The following is a 16,613-nucleotide window of genomic DNA, read 5'->3' as shown; positions in this document are numbered from 1 at the left end:
TACCTTCCTTTAAAGGGCAGGTCGGAGCGATGGACAGCGCCTGTTTATGAAGAAACCTGCCTGAGATGACCTTATAGATAAGGCTGATTCTGGAAGATTCAAGCGTAGCGGGGTTGACCCGAGTCAACCTGTTGGATTAGTGGGGGGCCATTCGCGGGTGAACCCGCTCCCACAGGATCCTCACAGACCTTGAGAGCGATGCAGTGCCTGTGGGAGCGGGTTTACCCGCGAAGAGGCCGCTACAGGCTAGCGCGGCTCCAGCCACACCAGTGAAGCAAAGCGCCCGCCCTGCGGGGTACGGCGATAGGAGAAGAACCGCTCATCGCTGACCGTGCACAAGCCACCGCCATAGACAGCAGTCACCCCACGCGCCGCCAAACGAATACGCGCCAGCTCATAGATGTCGGCCATCAACTTGCCCGGCCGGGCACCATCGACAAAGGCCCTGGCCGCTTGCGGGTGCACCGCCGTAAAGGCATCGCGCACCTCCAGCCCCACTTCGAACGCCTGCGGGCCAATCGCCGGCCCCAACCACACCAGCACCTCTTCAGGCGGCAGTGCCAGGCGATCCAAGGTGGCCTCCAGCACACCACCGGCCAACCCGCGCCAGCCAGCATGCGCCGCCGCCACGCGGGTACCGGCCCGGTCGCAGAACAGCGCAGGCAGGCAATCGGCAGTCATCACAGTACAGGCAATGCCGGGCTGGTCGGTCCAGCTGGCGTCGGCCTCGGCCACCACGGCCGGGTCGGCATCCGCCACCACCAAACCATGCACTTGCTTGAGCCAGGCCGGCTGGATGGCGAATTCGTCGCTCAGGCGGCGACGGTTCTCGGCCACCGCGGCAGGGTCGTCCCCTACATGGTCGCCAAGATTGAAGGCTTCATAGGGCGGCAGGCTTACGCCGCCCTGGCGGGTGGTGACACAGGCGCGCACCGAGGCCGGGGCCGGCCAGTCGGGGAACAGCAGCGACTGCGTCAGGCCACTCATCCGATAAAGCTCTCGCGGTCCTGGTTCAGCAGCGACAGCAACCAGACGAAGTCGTCCGGCAGCGGCGATTCCCACTTCATGACTTCACCGGTAATCGGGTGGGCCAATGCCAGGAAGCGCGCATGCAGTGCCTGGCGCGGGAAGGTTTTCACCGCCTCGACCATGGTCGGGCTGGCTGCCGGCGGAATGCGGAAGCGCCCGCCGTACGTCTGGTCGCCGACCAACGGGAAGCCAACGTGAGCCATGTGCACGCGAATCTGGTGGGTACGGCCGGTTTCCAGCTTGACCCGCACGTGGGTGTGCGAGCGGAAGCGCTTGAGTACACGGTAGTGGCTGACCGCCGGCTTGCCGCCGTCGGTAACCGCCATGCGCTGGCGCATGCCGCCATGGCGGCCGATCGGGGCATCGATCTTGCCGCCGGCAGTGACCACGCCAATCACGATGCACTCGTAGATGCGGCTGACCTTGCGCGCCTGCATCTGCTCGACCAGCCGGGTCTGCGCCTGCAAGGTCTTGGCCACTACCATCAGGCCGGTGGTGTCCTTGTCCAGGCGGTGGACGATACCGGCGCGCGGTACGTTGACGATGTCAGGCACGTGGTGCAGCAGTGCATTGAGCAAAGTCCCGCTGGCATGCCCGGCGGCCGGATGCACAACCAGCCCGGCAGGCTTGTTGATCACCATGATATGGTCGTCTTCGTAGACGATATCCAGCTCGATATCTTCGGCGACCCACTCGCCCTGGGCCTCTTGCTCGGCCTCAAGGACAAGTTGCGAGCCACCATGGACGAGGTCTCGAGGGCGCACCACGGCACCATCGACCGTCAGGCGGCCTTCTTTGATCCACGAAGTCAGCCGGGAACGCGAGTACTCGGCGAACAATTGGGCGGCGACCTGGTCGAGGCGTTGACCGCCCAGTTCGGACGGGACCTCTGCGCTAAGTTGAATGATCTCGGACATGCTCGATTCGGCGGGCGCACAGCCTTTGGTTTCGGCTGCGAGCTTGTGGTTAAATACGACTTCTTTTGTCCCGGGGTTGGCCGGGGCGCTCATCATAACAGGACGGCACCGCCCAAGACAGCGGCCGTCAAAGGGACGCAAGCCGCCATGCAAGTGAAACACCTGCTGCTGATCGCCATCCTCGGGCTCACCGCGGCCTGTTCCTCCAATAAAGAAGTGATTGACGAGAACCTCAGCGAGGCCGAGCTGTATCAGCAGGCGCAAGCTGACCTGGACAACTCCAGCTACACCAGCGCCGTGAACAAGCTCAAGGCCCTGGAGTCGCGCTACCCGTTCGGCCGCTATGCCGACCAGGCGCAGCTCGAGCTGATCTACGCCAACTACAAGAACTCCGAGCCAGAGGCTGCCAAGTCGGCGGCCGAGCGCTTCATCCGCCTGCACCCGCAGCACCCGAACGTCGACTACGCCTACTACCTCAAGGGCCTGACCTCGTTCGACCAGGACCGTGGCCTGGTGGCGCGCTTCCTGCCGCTGGACATGACCAAGCGTGACCCAGGTGCCGCCCGCGACTCGTACAACGAGTTCGCCCAGCTGACCAGCCGCTTCCCCAACAGCCGCTACGCGCCCGACGCCAAGCAGCGCATGATCTACCTGCGCAACCTGCTGGCCTCGTACGAAATCCATGTTGCCGACTACTACCTGAGCCGCCAGGCCTATGTAGCTGCCGCCAACCGTGGCCGCTACGTGGTGGAGAACTTCCAGGAAACCCCATCGGTCGGCGACGGCCTGGCGGTGATGGTCGAGGCGTACCAGAAGATGCACCTGGACGAACTGGCCGCCACCAGCCTGGAAACCCTCAAGCTCAACTACCCTGACCACCCGAGCCTGGCAGATGGCGAGTTCCAGCCAAAGCAGACCGAGTCTGACGGCCGCGGCTGGCTGTCCAAGGCAACCCTGGGCCTGATCGAAACCGACACCCCGCTGCCGCCGGGCGAAACCCGCGCCAACCAGGATGTGGTCAAGCAGTTCCAGGATGCCCGTGACGAAATGCCGCGCGAGCTGCTGCCGACTGACGAGAACGGTGACCCGATCGTGCCGGAAGGGCCGAAGGAAGCCGAGAAGGACCGCTCCTGGTTCAGCTACATGACCTTTGGTCTGTTCGACTGATACGCAGCGGTACATGAAAGGGAGGCCTTGGGCCTCCCTTTTTTATTGGCCGCGTCCTAGACTGTCGGCTTCTTCAACCGACAAGCTGGACACCATGGTTCGCCTACTTTTCTGGATCGCCCTGATCGCCGCCGCGTTCTGGCTGTGGCGCAAGTTCAAAGCCAGCCAACAGTCGCACCCCGAGGCGAAGCTGGATGCGCCGCTGAAGATGGTGCGTTGCGCCCATTGCGGCGTGCACCTGCCCAATGACCGGGCGCTGCAACAGGGCGACGAGTGGTATTGCAGCCAGGCACACCTGCAACAGGGCCCCGGCCGCCAGAACTGAACACAGTAGCCTGTGGGAGCGGGTTCACCCGCGAATGCGTCGGTAGCTTTACTGCAGCATTCGCGGGTAAACCCGCTCCCACAGGTGGTGCGGTGAATCCCAACATCACTTATCCCTCCCCGACCCTTTCGCACCATTTGCGACCCCTCCCCCGCCGCCAGCATTGACCCACCCCGGCAAAACTCGCTAAATCCTATTTATCCGCATAAATATGAAAAATAGCGAAATGCTCAAACCCAAACGCAAGCGCCAGAAGCTGTCCGATGTGATCGTCGAATCGGTAAAGCGCTCGATCGTCACCGAAGCGCTGCACCCCGGCGACCGCCTGCCCACCGAGCGTGAGCTGATGGAGCATTTCGAGTGCTCCAAGGGTACCGCCCGCGAAGCGCTCAAGGCCCTGGAGGTCGAGGGCCTGGTCAGCACCCGCACCGGCCCGAGCGGTGGCGCCTACCTCAACGAAGTCGGCACCGAACCTGCCAGCCGCGCACTGCGCAACTACCTGCACTTCCAGCACCTGGACGGCGAACAGGTGTACCAGTTGCGTAAGGTCATCGAGGTGGAACTGGCGGTGTCGGTGATGGGCAAGCTGAGCGAAGCCGACTACGCCGCGCTGCAGGCCAACATCGACTTCTGCAGCGCACCGGAGGACAGCGAGGAAGGCCAGCGCGAACAGCGCCTGGCCGAGCTGGAGTTCCACACCCTGCTGGCCGACCGCTGCTCCAACCCGCTACTGCGTTTCATGGCGGTGTTCCTCAACGACCTGCTGCGTGACCTGGTGGTGCTGAAAAAAGCCTACCTGCCCAAGCGCCAGCAATTCGCCGCTGCCAACATCGCCTACCACAAGCAACTGCTCACCGCCCTGCGCGCCAGCGACGAGCCCGCCGTGCGCCGGCTGATGCACGAACACATGTGCGACGCCGAACACCACATGACCGCGCTGGAAGGCGAGGTTGCCCGTAACTTCCTGCTGGAGTTCGAACACCACCACTGATCCGCCTGGAAAGAGGCCTGCACACAGGCCCGACCGTACCCGCTTTGTCATTGCCACTCCTGCCTAATAACCACAACCAAGGAGTTACTCATGCAAAGACGTACCCTGCTCAAGGCAGGCCTTGCCCTGGGTGCCTTAGGTAGCCTCCCCCTGGGGGCGCACCGGGCATTCGCCGACCAACCGTTGACCTTCTATGGGCTCAAGTCGATGTCTGGCGCCTTCGCCAGCTACGGCAAGTACGCCGACATGGGCTCGCGCCTGGCTATCGCCGAACACCCGCAACTGCTCGGCCACCCGCTCAAGTACAAGGTCATCGACACCGAAGGCAACGCCGGCAAGGCGGTGCGCAAGGTGCAGGAAGCCATCGGCCAGGATGGCGCACGCTTCTTCCAGGGCTGCACGCTGTCGTCCTCGGCACTGGCGGTGTCGAAGGAAATCCACAAGGCCGGCGGCGTGTTCATGACCCCTGTCGGCGCCGATGAAATTACCGGCAAGGACTGCAATGCCTCGACCTTCCGCTGGTCGGTGCCCACCTACGGCGCCATCCGCGAAACGCTGGTGCCGATGAGCCGCCAACTGCCCCAGGCCAAGCGCTGGTACACCATCACCCCGCAGTACGTGTTCGGCGATGCCCTGCTGGACAATGCCCGCAAGGTGTTCGCCGAGCTCGGCGTGGAACACATCGGCAACAGCTACCACTCGCTGCAGGAGCAGGAGTTTTCCGGCTACCTGACCAACGCCATCGCCGCCAAGCCCGATGTGCTGGTGCTGCTCAACTTCGGCAGCCAGGCGTCCAACGCCCTGCGCCAGGCAGTGAACTTCGGCATCAAGGAGCGCATGAAAGTGCTGATGGTGTGGTCCGCCGGCCTCGACCAGTTCCAGGAGCTGGGCAGCGACGTGCTCGAAGGCGTGTACCTGGGCGCGCAGTACTGGCACCAGGTCGATACCCCATTGAACAAACAGCTGGTCGCCGCCACCCGCAAGGCCTATGGCATCAACCCCAACTACCCGCTGGCGGCCGACTACATCGGCACCAAGGTCATGCTCGAAGCCATCATCAAGGCCGGCAGCCTGGATGGCGCCGCGGTGTCCGCGGCGTTGCAGGGCATGCGCTTCCAGGGCCCCACCGGCGAAGAACTGATCCGCCCGGGCGACCACCAGGTGCTCAAGGACTACTACCTGCTGCGCGGCAAGCCCCAGGGGCAGATGCGCGACGAGGACGACCTGGCCGAAGTCATCAGCTCGGGCCGCTCGTTCGTCGAAGTCGACCACACCGGTTGCGCCCTGGCCTGAAGCCACGGCGTCAGTCACACACACTCGTACAGGCAGCCGCACCGCGCGCTGTCGAGGGCACGCTCATGCTCGATTTGTACCTGTTCCAACTGCTCAACGGCCTGGGCCTGGGGATGATCTACTTCCTCATCGCCGTGGGCCTGACGATCATTTTCGGCCTGCTCAACTTCGTCAACTTCGCCCACGGCGCGTTTTTCTTGCTGGGCGCCTACCTGTGCTACACCGCCGTGGCCATTACCGGTAATTTCTGGCTTGCCCTGCTGATCGCACCACTGGTGGTGGCGGCGCTGGCCTGGGCGGTCGAGCGCCTGCTGATCAAGCGCATCTACCACCTGCCGCACACTTTCCAGATCCTCGTCACCCTTGGTATCGCGCTGATCATCCAGGAAGCCTCGGTACTGATCTGGGGCCCGGTGGGCAAGAACATCGCGGTGCCACCGGAGCTGCGCGGGGTGCTGATCGTCGGCGACTTCATCTACCCCTACTACCGGCTGTTCCTGATCGGTTTCGCCGCGCTGATCGGCCTTGGCCTGTGGCTGCTGCTGGAGCGCACCCGCTTCGGCGCCCTGGTGCGGGCCGGCAGCGAAAGCACCGAAACCGTGTCGCTGCTGGGCACCAACATCTTCCGCCTGTTCTCCCTGACCTTCGCCCTGGGCGTGGGCCTGGCCGGCGTGGCGGGCGTGCTGTTCGCACCGCTGCGTGGCGCCCAGCCCTTCGTCGGCCCGGAAATCCTCGGCATCGCCTTCGTGGTGGTGGTGATCGGCGGCATGGGCTCGTTCGGCGGTGCCCTGGTCGGCGGCCTGCTGGTGGGTGTGGTGCAAAGCATGATGACCAGCCTCTGGCCGCAAGGCGCCAGCCTGATGATCTACGGCGCCATGGCCGCAGTGATCCTGGTCCGTCCCTATGGCCTGTTCGGGAGAGCCTGAGATGAGCAAGAAAAACCCATTGCCGGTCGCCAAGGGCCGCGCCCCGGCCCTGCTGTTGCTGGTGGTCGCCAGCCTGGTGGCGCTGCCGCTGCTGCTGCCATCGGCCACCCTGGCCACCGAGATCCTGATCTTTGCCCTGGCGGCGCTGGCCTGCAACCTGCTGCTCGGCTACACCGGCCTGCTGTCGTTCGGCCAGGGCATCTTCTTTGGCGTGGGCGCCTATGGCGCGGCGCTGCTGATGATCCACCTGCAGTGGGGCATGTTCGCCGCGCTGCTTGGCGCCGCCGTGTTCGGTGCCTTCCTGGCGCTGCTGGTAGGTGCCCTGGCGATCCGCCGCACGGGTATCTACTTCGTCATGCTGACCCTGGCCTTCAGCCAGATGGCCTACTTCCTGGCCTACACCCTCAGCGGCTGGACCGGCGGTGACAACGGCCTGCTCGATGTGCCCCGGCCCAATATCGAAATCGCCGGCCATGTGCTGGTCGACCTGGCCGACCCAAGGCACTTTTATGTATTCGTCGCGGTGCTGTTCCTGCTGATCTTTGCCGGCGCCCTGCGGGTGATCCGCTCACCATTCGGCAGCACCCTGCTGGCCATCCGCGAAAACGAGACACGCGCCGCAGCCATCGGCTACGACACCCGTCACTTCAAGATCCTGGTGTTCATGCTGTCGGGTGCCATCACCGGTATTGCCGGGGCGCTGTACGCCATGCTGCTGCACTTTGCGCCGCTGTCGAACATCGACCTGATGATGAGCGAGAACATCCTGATCATGACCATCGTCGGTGGCACCGGCTCGCTGTTCGGCTCGCTGCTGGGGGCCGGCGCCATCGTGTTGCTGGGTGACGTGCTGTCGGAGCTGTGGCCGCGCTGGCTGATGCTGCTTGGGGTGATCCTGATCCTGGTGGTGGTGTTCATGCGTGGCGGCCTGTGGGGCGGCCTGGCAGAACTGGGCAAGCGCCTGCTGGCTAACCGCAATGCCGATGACAAACCCCAGGCCAAGACCAAGGAGACCCTGTGATGAGTGACTACCTCCTGGAAACCCGCCAGCTGGAGCTGGCCTACGGCCCGTTCAAGGCGGTTGCGGGCGTCGACCTCAAGGTCCGCGCCGGCTCCATCCACACCATCATCGGCCCCAACGGCGCCGGCAAGACCAGCCTGTTCCACTGCCTGACCGGCGAGCGCCAGGCCACCGCGGGCAAGATCCTGTTCAACGGCCAGGACATCATCCGCAAACCGTCCCACGGGCGCGTGGCGCTGGGCATGGCCCGTTCGTTCCAGCTCACCAGCCTGTTCCAGAACCTGTCGGTGCGCGAAAACCTGCGCCTGGCCGCCCAGGGCCGCGACGGCCTGGGTGCGCTGAACTTCTGGCGTAGCGTCGAGCACAAGCGCAGCCACTGGAACACTGCCGACCAGGTGCTGGAGCGCCTGAAGCTGACTGCCCGCGCCGAGACCCTGGCCGGCGAGTTGTCGCACGGCCAGCAACGGGTGCTGGAAGTGGGCATGTCGATCTGCGCCAAACCTGCACTGCTGATGCTCGACGAGCCCACTTCGGGCATGGGCATCGACGATATCCCGGTGATGACCGACCTGATCAGCGACCTCGGCCGCGACCACACCGTGCTGCTGATCGAGCACAACATGAGCATCGTCATGTCAATCAGCCAGCGCATCACGGTGATGAGCCACGGCCAGATCCTGGTCGAGGGTACCCCTGAACAGGTGCGCAACGACGAGCGTGTCCGCACCGCCTACCTTGGAGAGACCGCCTGATGCTCAACGTCGATTCGATCCATTCCTACTACGACAAGAGCCATGTGCTCGAAGGCGTCTCGCTCAAGGTCGAGGCTGGCGAACTGGTGACCCTGCTGGGGCGCAACGGCGCGGGCAAGACCACCACCCTGCGCAGCATCCTCGGCATCGTCCGCCCACGGCAGGGGCAGATCAGCTTCAACGGCCAGCAGCTGGTCGGCCGCGAAATCTTCGATATCGCCCGGCTCGGCATTGCCCTGGTACCGGAGCACCGCGGCATCTTTCGCCAGCTCAGCGTTGAGGAAAACCTGAGGATTGCCGCACGCAAGGACAGCCGCTGGCAGCTGGAAGACGTGTACAGCATGTTCCCACGGCTGAAGGAGCGGCGCCGCAACGGCGGTTTCGCCCTTTCCGGCGGCGAACAGCAGATGCTGGCCATCGCCCGCGCCCTGCTCAACGGGCCGAAGCTGCTGATCCTCGACGAACCGACTGAAGGCCTGGCCCCGGTGATTGTCGACGAGCTGGTGAAGATTTTGCGGCGGATCAAGGACGAAGGCCTGTCGATCCTGCTGGTGGAGCAGAACCTGATGGTCTGCGACGCCCTGGCTGACCGCCATTACGTGCTGGAGCAGGGTCGGGTTGCCTACCAGGGCAGTGCGGCGCAGTTCCGCGAGGACCCGAGTGTCAAGAACCGGTATCTGGCCCTGAGCGCCTGACCCAGACCTTGTTTACCTGTGCCGGCCTCTTCGCGGGTAAACCCGCTCCCACAGAGACCTCACTGTCTTCAGGCCGGTGATATCCCTGTGGGAGCGGGTTCACCCGCGAAGAGGCCGGTACACGCAACCCAGTCATTTCAGGAGAGATGAACCATGAACACCCGCATCGATCCCTCGCAACACCTGCTCGGCCAGGGCCCGCTGGTCAGCCGCGAACGCCTCTGGCGATCGCTGATGGACCTGGCCCGGCTCGGCGCCACCGCCAAAGGCGGCGTATGCCGCCTGGCCCTGACCGACCTCGACCGCCAGGCCCGCGACCTGTTCGTGCGCTGGTGCGAAGAAGCCGGTTGTACGGTCAGCATCGACGCCATCGGCAACATCTTCGCCCGCCGCCCCGGCCGCAACCCGGCACTGCAACCGGTGATGACCGGCAGCCACATCGACACCCAACCCACCGGCGGCAAGTTCGATGGCTGCTACGGCGTCATGGCCGGCCTCGAGGTGCTGCGCACCCTGAACGACCTGAACCTGACCACCGAAGCCCCGCTGGAAGTGGTGGTATGGACCAACGAGGAAGGCTCGCGCTTCCCGCCATGCATGATGGGCTCGGGGGTGTTCGCCGGTAAGTTCGGCCTGCAGGAGACCCTGGCCAAGGTCGACGACCAGGGCCTGTCGGTAGGCGCGGAACTCCAGCGCATTGGTTACGCCGGCCCGCGCGTGCCCACCGGGCATGCCGTCGGCGCCTACTTCGAGGCGCATATAGAACAGGGCCCGGTGCTGGAAGACCAGCGCACCACCATTGGCGTGGTCCAGGGCTGCCTTGGGCAGAAATGGTTCGACCTGGTACTGACCGGCGTAGAGGCCCATGCCGGCCCTACTCCGATGCACCTGCGCAAGGATGCCCTGGTCGGTGCCGCCGAGGTGGTGGCTGCGGTCAACCGCGTGGCGCACGCCCACCAGCCGCATGCCTGCGGCACCGTCGGCTGCCTGAACCTGCACCCGGGCTCGCGCAATGTCATCCCCGGCCAGGTGCAGATGACCATCGACCTGCGCCACCTCGACCCCGAGCACCTCGCCACCATGGTCAGCGAAGTACGCGCAGCCATTGAAACCAGCACGGCAAGGCACGGATTGAGTTTTGAACTGACGCCAACCGCCGACTTCCCGCCGCTGTACTTCGCCGAGCAGTGCGTTGACGCCGTGCGCCAAGGCGCGCGGGAGCTGGGCCTGAGCCACATGGATATCGTCAGCGGCGCCGGCCACGACGCAATCTTCCTCGCCGAACTGGGCCCGGCCGGGATGATCTTCGTGCCCTGCGAGGGCGGCATCAGCCACAACGAAATCGAAAATGCCGCGCCACAGGACCTGGCCGATGGCTGCGATGTTCTGCTGCGCGCCATGTTCCAGGCCGCCAACCCGGGAGCCCGTTGAAATGACCCAGAAAACCGCGATTGGCGAGTTCACCGCCGTCGAACTGCTCGAGTTGTACCAGCGCCGCCAACTGTCACCGGTCGAGGTGATCGACGATGTGCTGGCGCGCATCGACCTGCACAACCCGGCGGTCAACGCCTATTGCCATGTCGACGGCGAAGGTGCCCGCGTCGCCGCCCGCGCCAGCGAACAGCGCTGGCAGCGTGGCGAGCCCTGCGGCCGGCTGGATGGCGTACCCGCCTCGATCAAGGACCTGACCCTGACCCGCGGCATGCCCACACGCAAGGGCTCGCGCACCACCTCGGGCGCCGGCCCGTGGGAAGTCGATGCGCCCTTCACGGCCTTCATGCGCGAAGCCGGCGCTGTATTGGTGGGCAAGACCACCACGCCGGAGTTCGGCTGGAAGGGGGTGACCGACAACCCGCTGTACGGCATCACCCGCAACCCCTGGGATACCCGGCTGACCGCCGGCGGCTCGTCCGGTGGTGCCGCGGCGGCGGCCGCGCTGAACCTGGGCGTTCTGCACCAGGGCAGCGATGCCGGCGGCTCGATTCGCATCCCCTGCGCCTTTACCGGCACGTTCGGCATAAAACCGACCTTCGGCTACGTACCGCAATGGCCCGCCAGTGCCATGACCGTGCTGTCGCACCTGGGGCCGATGACGCGCACCGTCGACGATTCGGTACTGATGCTCGACTGCGTCGCCCGCCCCGATGCCCGTGACGGGCTGGCTGGCGCACCCAGGCAAGCGCCGTGGCTGGGCCAGGAGCAGGACCTGAGCGGCCTGCGCATCGCCTACAGTGCCAACTTCGGCTACGTGCAGGTCGACCGGCAGGTCCAGGCACTGGTGGCCCAGGCCGTGCAGCGCCTGGCACGGCTGGGCGCAAAGGTTGAAGAAGTCGACCCGGGGTTCGGCGACCCGCTGGAGACGTTCAACACCCTGTGGTTTGCCGGTGCGGCGCGGTTGGCCAGTGCGTTCAGCGATGAACAGCGGGCGCTGCTTGACCCAGGGCTGCGCTGGATTGCCGAACAGGGAGCGCGAATCAGCCTTGGCGAATACACCCAGGCCCTGGAGGCACGGGCAGAGTTGATCGCCAGGATGAATGCCTTCCACCGGCGCTATGATGTGCTGGTATCGCCAATGCTACCGCTGGTGGCATTCGAGGCCGGGCACAATGTGCCGCCTGGGTCGGGGATGGCGCAGTGGATGGAGTGGACGCCGTTCAGCTATCCCTTCAACCTGACCCAGCAGCCAGCGGCTTCGGTGCCGTGCGGGTTCACCCGCGAGGGGTTGCCGGTGGGGCTGCAGGTGGTCGCCGGGCGCTTTGCCGATGAGCAGGTGCTGCGAGTGTGCAAGGTGTATGAGCAGCATTACCCGAGCCGGCACTTGCAGGCACCGATTACCGGCTGAAACCCCTACTGCCCTCTCCGGCCCTTTCGCGGGTAAACCCGCTCCCACAGGTACATCGCAGGTTTCGAAAACCGTGCGATCCCTGTGGGAGCGGGTTTACCCGCGAAGAGGCCCTCAGTTCAAACGCCCGACTGGCGCATACGGCGCCGGGTCAATGATCGGCTCTGCCCCGGTCAACAGGTCGGTAAACAGTTGGCATGAAGCCGGCGCCAGCACCAGCCCGTTGCGGTAATGCCCACAGTTCAACCACAACCCCTGATGCCCCGGTACCGGCCCGATATACGGAATACCTTCCGGTGACCCCGGCCGCAGCCCGGCCCAATGCGCCACCACCGGGGCCCCCTCGAGCTCAGGCAGCAACTCCACCGCCGACGCCTTCAGGCTCTCCAACGCCTCCCCGGTCGGGGTCTTGTCGTACCCGGCATGCTCCAGCGTGCTACCGACCAGAATATGCCCGTCACGCCGGGGGATCGCATAGCGCCCCTTGGCCAGCACCATGCTCGGCAGGAAGTCGTCGGCACACTTGAACAAAATCATCTGGCCCTTCACCGGCTCCACCGGCAGCTCCAGGCCTAGCGTACGCAGCAGGTCGCCACTCCAGGCGCCGGCACTCAGCACCACCTCATCCGCTGCCAGCACACCGTCTGCCGTCTGCACACCGGTCACGCGGCCGCCTTGCTCGACGAAGCCGGTAATCTGGCAGTGCTCACGCAAGGTCACGTTGGGCAACGCCAGCAACGCCGCCTTGAGCGACTTCACCAGGCGCGGGTTGCGCACGTTGGCCACGCCGGCCATGTAGATCGCACGCTTGAAGCCTGGGCCCAGCACTGGCACTGCGTCATAGGCCGCCGAGATATCCACGGCACTCAGCGGCCGCTGCTCACGCTCGGCCCAGGCCAGCGCTTCGGCCTCGTCGTCCAGGTCGAGCCAGTACAGGCCGGTAGTGTGCACTTCGGGGTCGACGCCGGTGCTGGCGAACAAGCGCTCGCCCAGCTGTGGATAAAAGTCTTGCGACCAGTGTGCCAAGGCGGTCACCGCAGGGCTGTAGCGCCACGGGTACAGTGGCGAGACGATGCCACCGCCGGCCCAGGACGACTCGCGGCCGACTTCACCCTGATCACACACCACCACCTGCCCGACCTTCGCCGCCAGGTTGAATGCCGTCAGCAGGCCGATCACCCCGCCACCGACCACCACTACTTGCTTGCTCATCTGTCGATCCAACACCTGAAGTAAATCCGCGATGCACCGGGCATCATTCAACCTTCAGCTTCCCCAGCAGTGCACGCTGTCTTCGACGGCCCCCGGATTGCGCTGCACGCCAGCCTGGTCGAGCTGGAAATCGCCGCAGCGGTCCTGTGCCATCAGCCCGTTCGGCAGCCGCCGGGCGCGCAGCGTGAAGGTGTCGCTGTCACGCTGGGCCTGCAGGCTGTAATAGCGGGTACCATCGGGCAAGGCCGGGTCGCCCTCGGCGTATTGGCCAGTGCGTACGCGGTGGCGTTCCAGGCGCAGGGCGGCATCATGCAGCAGGCCAACCACTTCGCTGCGCGCAGCTCGCCGTAACTGGTCGCTGTAACTGGGGTAGGCAATGGCTGCCAGAATGCCGGTCACGGCCAGCACAATCAACAACTCGATCAGGCTCAAGCCTTGCTGCATGTCAGTCTCCTCGCAATCTCTGCCGCCAGGCAATGCGCCGGGTTGTGTCGCCGTCCATGGCATAGACCGCTTCCAGCACATGCCGTGACTGGGTTTGCAGGCTGACGGCGGTGACTCGGTACAGGGTGACCTGCTGCCCTTCCGGCATATGCGCGGCGTAATCGCTGGTACCCAGATTCTGCAAGTGGAAGTAGCCAGTTCGTGTGCGCTGCCACTGCCCGCTCAGATCGTGCGGTCGAACTGGTGGCGGGCACACTTTGCAAGGGTCGGGAGGAGCCCGTTCGAGCTCGCCTGCCCCTGCCAGCAACGTGTCCTCGGCCTGCTCCAGCGCCAGCAGGCCTTCGCTCAGATAACCAGTCATCCGCGTTGCCGCTAGCGCATCACGCAGGGCGGACGCCGCAAGCAACCCCAGCAGCGTGCTCAAGACCAGGGCCACCAACAGGACGATGCCACGCTGACCACTCATGAGGCCGGCACCGGATTGCGGATCGCCACGCTCAGTTCATGGCGTTGTTCGAGTTCGAGCGTGGGTTCGTAAAGCGTCAGGGCAATATCCACCCGCTCACCTTGCGCCACTTGCACACGCTGGAAACGCATGGACCGCACATTCTCAACCAGCGGCTGGAAGTTGCTGTTGTTGCGTTTGAATTTCAGCGTATTGCCCTGGAGCTGGTAGACATATCTGCTGATGGGGTAAACCTGTGGGTAGCCCTCCTTCAACTTGTCATCCACAGACACTTCGCTTGTGCAGTCCGTGTGCAGGAACCACAGCGGCGCCCCGGCTTGCCCAGGCAACTCCGTCACGACCAGGCTCAGGGTGGATGCTTCGACTTCCATCGGCCGGGTAAATGCGTGCTCTGCGCTGGAACTGCTGAAGTGCTGTGGCCGAAGTCGCAGGCAGCCGAACATCCCGGTCATGCGGATATCCTGGGCCATTCGCAGCAATGCCAGGCGTGCCTCATCCTGCATGCGTACTGCCGTGCTTTGCAGCCGCCATGCGTGGTGGGCCGAGGTAAAGAGCTGGCTGGCGGCCGCCAACAGCAGCAACCCGATGGTCAGCGCCAGCATCACCTCAAGCAAGCCGAAACCACGCTGGCCGCGCCTCATGGCCGCCCCCTTTCCTGCTCACTGTGCGCCGCCATCAGCGCCTGCCCATCGCGGCGCGCGTCCTCGGCAGCTTGCAATGCCCGCAGTTGCAAGCCTGCTGCTGCGAACATACCCACGGCCACCACGCCCACCGCCAATAACACTTCCAGAAGCGTCATGCCCCGTTGTATTGCGCGCATCCCTGCACCTCCTGCGACTTTTCCTGCAATTGCATTGAACCCGGGCGACTGGACCGCCGGTCCAACGACCGTGAAGCTATAGCCAAGCACTTCCAGGGAGGAATGCACGGTGAAGCAACGAGGTGTAACACTGATACAAATGTTGTCGGCCCTGGCGGTGGCCATATTGCTGACACAGCTCGGCATGCCGGCCTACGCCAGATTGAGCGACGACCTGCACAGGGCGGCGGCTGCGCGTGACTTGGCGCAGGCGCTGCGCAGTGCGCGCAGCCATGCCATGCTGCAGAGCCAGCCGGTGCTGGTGCAGGCGCTGGATGGTGATTGGGGGAATGGTTGGCGGGTGATGCTGGAGCATAACCAGCAGGTGCTGCGCGAGCAGCGCCTTTCACGGCCGCTGACGATCACCAGCAATGGCGGCGGGCAACTGAAGTTCAGTGCGCAGGGGGTTCCGCTGGGGGCGAACAATAACTGGTTTGGTTCAACGATGGAGGTTTGCGAGCGCTTGACCCCAACTAGCCAGTATCGAGTGGTGATGGCACAGACTGGCAGGGTCAGGGTAGAAATGGGAGAGGCCAGAAACTCCCGGTGCAAAGGCTCCGCCAGCAGATCGACGCAGTCTCTGTAGGAGCGGCCTTGTGTCGCGAACGGGCCGCAAAGCGGCCCCGGCAATGCCAGCTCTAACGCTGAAATCCTGGGGCTGCCTTGCAGCCCGTTCGCGACACAAGGCCGCTCCTACAGGGAGATCGCGCCCGAAAGCGCGGTCAGATCAGCGACCGAACCCGCAGCTCCTTGGGCATGGAGAAGGTGATGTTCTCTTCCCGCCCATCCAGTTCTTCAGCGCCGGTGGCACCCCAGGCCTTGAGCTGTTCGATCACGCCACGCACCAACACTTCAGGGGCAGAAGCACCGGCGGTGATGCCGATCCGCGCCGTCTGGTCGAACCAGCCACGCTGCAGGTCCTCGGCACCGTCGATCAGGTAAGCCGGGGTGCCCATGCGCTCGGCCAGCTCGCGCAGGCGGTTGGAGTTGGAACTGTTCGGGCTGCCGACCACCAGTACCACATCACACTCGTCCGCCAGTTGCTTGACCGCGTCCTGGCGATTCTGGGTGGCGTAGCAGATGTCGTCCTTGCGCGGGCCACCAATGTTCGGGAAACGCGCACGCAGGGCGTCGATGACGCGGCTGGTGTCGTCCATCGACAGCGTGGTCTGGGTAACGAACGCCAAGTGGTCCGGGTCCTTCACCTGCAGGCTGGCAACATCCTCCTCGTCTTCGACGAGGTAGATGGCGCCACCGTTGCTGGCGTCGTACTGGCCCATGGTGCCTTCGACTTCCGGGTGCCCTTCGTGACCGATGAGGATGCACTCACGGCCGTCGCGGCTGTATTTGGCCACTTCGATGTGCACCTTGGTCACCAGCGGGCAGGTGGCATCGAACACTTTCAGGCCACGGCCAGCGGCTTCCTGGCGCACGGCCTGGGAAACGCCGTGGGCACTGAAGATGACGATGACATCGTCCGGTACCTGGTCCAGCTCTTCGACGAAGATGGCGCCACGGTTGCGCAGGTCTTCCACCACGAACTTGTTGTGCACCACTTCGTGACGCACGTAGATCGGCGGGCCGAAGACTTCCAGCGCGCGGTTGACGATCTCGATCGCCCGGTCGACCCCTGCGCAGAAGCCGCGGGGGTTGGCGAGTTTGATTTGCATGCTC

The 16,613-nt window shown here is 64.7% G+C and carries 19 protein-coding genes; 11 read left to right on the top strand and 8 right to left on the bottom strand.

Annotation, left to right across the window (positions count from 1 at the left end; all coding sequences use genetic code 11):
• Positions 1-246 precede the first annotated feature (246 nt).
• A complete protein-coding gene (gene pgeF, locus R9B85_RS15860; RefSeq protein ID WP_313852623.1) occupies positions 247-987 on the bottom strand; it encodes a peptidoglycan editing factor PgeF in 741 nt (246 codons plus the stop codon).
• The gene (gene rluD / locus R9B85_RS15855; RefSeq protein ID WP_085626778.1) at positions 984-1,946 is read right to left on the bottom strand and encodes a 23S rRNA pseudouridine(1911/1915/1917) synthase RluD; all 963 of its coding nucleotides are present in this window, start codon (positions 1,944-1,946) and stop codon (positions 984-986) included. Before rluD ends, pgeF begins: the two co-directional genes overlap by 4 nt.
• 147 nt (positions 1,947-2,093) lie before the next feature.
• On the opposite strand from rluD, the gene R9B85_RS15850 reads away from it, so the two are divergent.
• The 10 genes from R9B85_RS15850 to R9B85_RS15805 all read left to right on the top strand — a co-directional run bounded on the left by R9B85_RS15850 (position 2,094) and on the right by R9B85_RS15805 (position 11,958).
• Complete coding sequence (locus R9B85_RS15850) at positions 2,094-3,113, top strand: outer membrane protein assembly factor BamD (RefSeq protein ID WP_085626733.1); 1,020 nt, start codon at positions 2,094-2,096, stop codon at positions 3,111-3,113.
• A gap of 94 nt (positions 3,114-3,207) precedes the next feature.
• Positions 3,208-3,438: a PP0621 family protein gene (locus R9B85_RS15845; RefSeq protein WP_112251895.1), complete on the top strand. Its 231-nt coding sequence runs from the start codon at positions 3,208-3,210 to the stop codon at positions 3,436-3,438.
• 226 nt (positions 3,439-3,664) lie between these two features.
• A complete protein-coding gene (locus R9B85_RS15840; protein ID WP_085626734.1) occupies positions 3,665-4,429 on the top strand; it encodes a FadR/GntR family transcriptional regulator in 765 nt (254 codons plus the stop codon).
• Positions 4,430-4,519: 90 nt separating this feature from the next.
• Entirely contained in the window at positions 4,520-5,722 is a 1,203-nt protein-coding gene (locus tag R9B85_RS15835; protein ID WP_112251894.1) for an ABC transporter substrate-binding protein, read from the top strand.
• Between the two features lie 65 nt (positions 5,723-5,787).
• Positions 5,788-6,648, top strand: coding sequence for a branched-chain amino acid ABC transporter permease (locus R9B85_RS15830; protein WP_039614952.1), 861 nt, complete (start codon positions 5,788-5,790; stop codon positions 6,646-6,648).
• 1 nt (position 6,649) lies between these two features.
• Positions 6,650-7,669 carry a branched-chain amino acid ABC transporter permease gene (locus tag R9B85_RS15825; protein WP_423770351.1) on the top strand — a complete coding sequence of 340 codons (1,020 nt, stop codon included), beginning with the start codon at positions 6,650-6,652 and terminating at the stop codon, positions 7,667-7,669.
• Complete coding sequence (locus tag R9B85_RS15820; RefSeq protein ID WP_207879907.1) at positions 7,669-8,421, top strand: ABC transporter ATP-binding protein; 753 nt, start codon at positions 7,669-7,671, stop codon at positions 8,419-8,421. Before R9B85_RS15825 ends, R9B85_RS15820 begins: the two co-directional genes overlap by 1 nt.
• Positions 8,421-9,116: an ABC transporter ATP-binding protein gene (locus tag R9B85_RS15815; RefSeq protein ID WP_112251892.1), complete on the top strand. Its 696-nt coding sequence runs from the start codon at positions 8,421-8,423 to the stop codon at positions 9,114-9,116. The genes R9B85_RS15820 and R9B85_RS15815 overlap by 1 nt, the downstream gene beginning before the upstream one ends.
• 153 nt (positions 9,117-9,269) lie before the next feature.
• On the top strand, positions 9,270-10,547 hold the full coding sequence (locus R9B85_RS15810) for a Zn-dependent hydrolase (protein ID WP_423770350.1): 1,278 nt from the start codon (positions 9,270-9,272) through the stop codon (positions 10,545-10,547).
• A 1-nt stretch (position 10,548) separates the two neighbouring features.
• Positions 10,549-11,958, top strand: a complete 1,410-nt coding sequence (locus R9B85_RS15805; protein ID WP_207879905.1) for an amidase — start codon at positions 10,549-10,551, stop codon at positions 11,956-11,958.
• A gap of 114 nt (positions 11,959-12,072) precedes the next feature.
• Here the strand turns inward: R9B85_RS15805 and thiO are convergent, their stop codons facing one another.
• From thiO to R9B85_RS15780, 5 genes are read right to left on the bottom strand one after another with little or no spacing between them, the layout of a single operon-like run.
• Positions 12,073-13,170: a glycine oxidase ThiO gene (gene thiO, locus R9B85_RS15800; RefSeq protein WP_112251889.1), complete on the bottom strand. Its 1,098-nt coding sequence runs from the start codon at positions 13,168-13,170 to the stop codon at positions 12,073-12,075.
• Positions 13,171-13,224: 54 nt separating this feature from the next.
• Entirely contained in the window at positions 13,225-13,614 is a 390-nt protein-coding gene (locus R9B85_RS15795; protein WP_112251888.1) for a type IV pilin protein, read from the bottom strand.
• Position 13,615: 1 nt separating this feature from the next.
• The gene (locus R9B85_RS15790) at positions 13,616-14,080 is read right to left on the bottom strand and encodes a hypothetical protein (RefSeq protein WP_112251887.1); all 465 of its coding nucleotides are present in this window, start codon (positions 14,078-14,080) and stop codon (positions 13,616-13,618) included.
• Complete coding sequence (locus R9B85_RS15785; RefSeq protein ID WP_112251886.1) at positions 14,077-14,721, bottom strand: PilW family protein; 645 nt, start codon at positions 14,719-14,721, stop codon at positions 14,077-14,079. The genes R9B85_RS15790 and R9B85_RS15785 overlap by 4 nt, the downstream gene beginning before the upstream one ends.
• On the bottom strand, positions 14,718-14,900 hold the full coding sequence (locus R9B85_RS15780; protein ID WP_112251885.1) for a prepilin-type N-terminal cleavage/methylation domain-containing protein: 183 nt from the start codon (positions 14,898-14,900) through the stop codon (positions 14,718-14,720). The genes R9B85_RS15785 and R9B85_RS15780 overlap by 4 nt, the downstream gene beginning before the upstream one ends.
• A gap of 109 nt (positions 14,901-15,009) precedes the next feature.
• Here R9B85_RS15780 and R9B85_RS15775 point away from each other — a divergent pair, with 109 nt between their 5' ends.
• Complete coding sequence (locus R9B85_RS15775) at positions 15,010-15,525, top strand: GspH/FimT family pseudopilin (RefSeq protein ID WP_112251884.1); 516 nt, start codon at positions 15,010-15,012, stop codon at positions 15,523-15,525.
• Between the two features lie 136 nt (positions 15,526-15,661).
• Here R9B85_RS15775 and ispH read toward each other — a convergent pair whose 3' ends face one another.
• A complete protein-coding gene (gene ispH, locus R9B85_RS15770) occupies positions 15,662-16,609 on the bottom strand; it encodes a 4-hydroxy-3-methylbut-2-enyl diphosphate reductase (RefSeq protein WP_215520195.1) in 948 nt (315 codons plus the stop codon).
• Positions 16,610-16,613 lie beyond the last annotated feature (4 nt).

It is taken from the genome of Pseudomonas sp. NLJ1, assembly GCF_049486705.1.
Taxonomy (GTDB): Bacteria; Pseudomonadota; Gammaproteobacteria; order Pseudomonadales; family Pseudomonadaceae; genus Aquipseudomonas; species Aquipseudomonas inefficax.
The sequence above is the reverse complement of the archived record's forward strand: the minus strand, read 5'-3'. Positions and strand labels throughout refer to the sequence as shown.

Bases quoted from the DNA above. Each gene is read 5' to 3' on its own strand.
- pgeF (WP_313852623.1), bottom strand. From the start codon at position 987: ATGAGTGGCCTGACGCAGTCGCTGCTGTTCCCCGACTGGCCGGCCCCG.
- rluD (WP_085626778.1), bottom strand. From the start codon at position 1,946: ATGTCCGAGATCATTCAACTTAGCGCAGAGGTCCCGTCCGAACTGGGC.
- R9B85_RS15850 (WP_085626733.1), top strand. From the start codon at position 2,094: ATGCAAGTGAAACACCTGCTGCTGATCGCCATCCTCGGGCTCACCGCG.
- R9B85_RS15845 (WP_112251895.1), top strand. From the start codon at position 3,208: ATGGTTCGCCTACTTTTCTGGATCGCCCTGATCGCCGCCGCGTTCTGG.
- R9B85_RS15840 (WP_085626734.1), top strand. From the start codon at position 3,665: ATGCTCAAACCCAAACGCAAGCGCCAGAAGCTGTCCGATGTGATCGTC.
- R9B85_RS15835 (WP_112251894.1), top strand. From the start codon at position 4,520: ATGCAAAGACGTACCCTGCTCAAGGCAGGCCTTGCCCTGGGTGCCTTA.
- R9B85_RS15830 (WP_039614952.1), top strand. From the start codon at position 5,788: ATGCTCGATTTGTACCTGTTCCAACTGCTCAACGGCCTGGGCCTGGGG.
- R9B85_RS15825 (WP_423770351.1), top strand. From the start codon at position 6,650: ATGAGCAAGAAAAACCCATTGCCGGTCGCCAAGGGCCGCGCCCCGGCC.
- R9B85_RS15820 (WP_207879907.1), top strand. From the start codon at position 7,669: ATGAGTGACTACCTCCTGGAAACCCGCCAGCTGGAGCTGGCCTACGGC.
- R9B85_RS15815 (WP_112251892.1), top strand. From the start codon at position 8,421: ATGCTCAACGTCGATTCGATCCATTCCTACTACGACAAGAGCCATGTG.
- R9B85_RS15810 (WP_423770350.1), top strand. From the start codon at position 9,270: ATGAACACCCGCATCGATCCCTCGCAACACCTGCTCGGCCAGGGCCCG.
- R9B85_RS15805 (WP_207879905.1), top strand. From the start codon at position 10,549: ATGACCCAGAAAACCGCGATTGGCGAGTTCACCGCCGTCGAACTGCTC.
- thiO (WP_112251889.1), bottom strand. From the start codon at position 13,170: ATGAGCAAGCAAGTAGTGGTGGTCGGTGGCGGGGTGATCGGCCTGCTG.
- R9B85_RS15795 (WP_112251888.1), bottom strand. From the start codon at position 13,614: ATGCAGCAAGGCTTGAGCCTGATCGAGTTGTTGATTGTGCTGGCCGTG.
- R9B85_RS15790 (WP_112251887.1), bottom strand. From the start codon at position 14,080: ATGAGTGGTCAGCGTGGCATCGTCCTGTTGGTGGCCCTGGTCTTGAGC.
- R9B85_RS15785 (WP_112251886.1), bottom strand. From the start codon at position 14,721: ATGAGGCGCGGCCAGCGTGGTTTCGGCTTGCTTGAGGTGATGCTGGCG.
- R9B85_RS15780 (WP_112251885.1), bottom strand. From the start codon at position 14,900: ATGCGCGCAATACAACGGGGCATGACGCTTCTGGAAGTGTTATTGGCG.
- ispH (WP_215520195.1), bottom strand. From the start codon at position 16,609: ATGCAAATCAAACTCGCCAACCCCCGCGGCTTCTGCGCAGGGGTCGAC.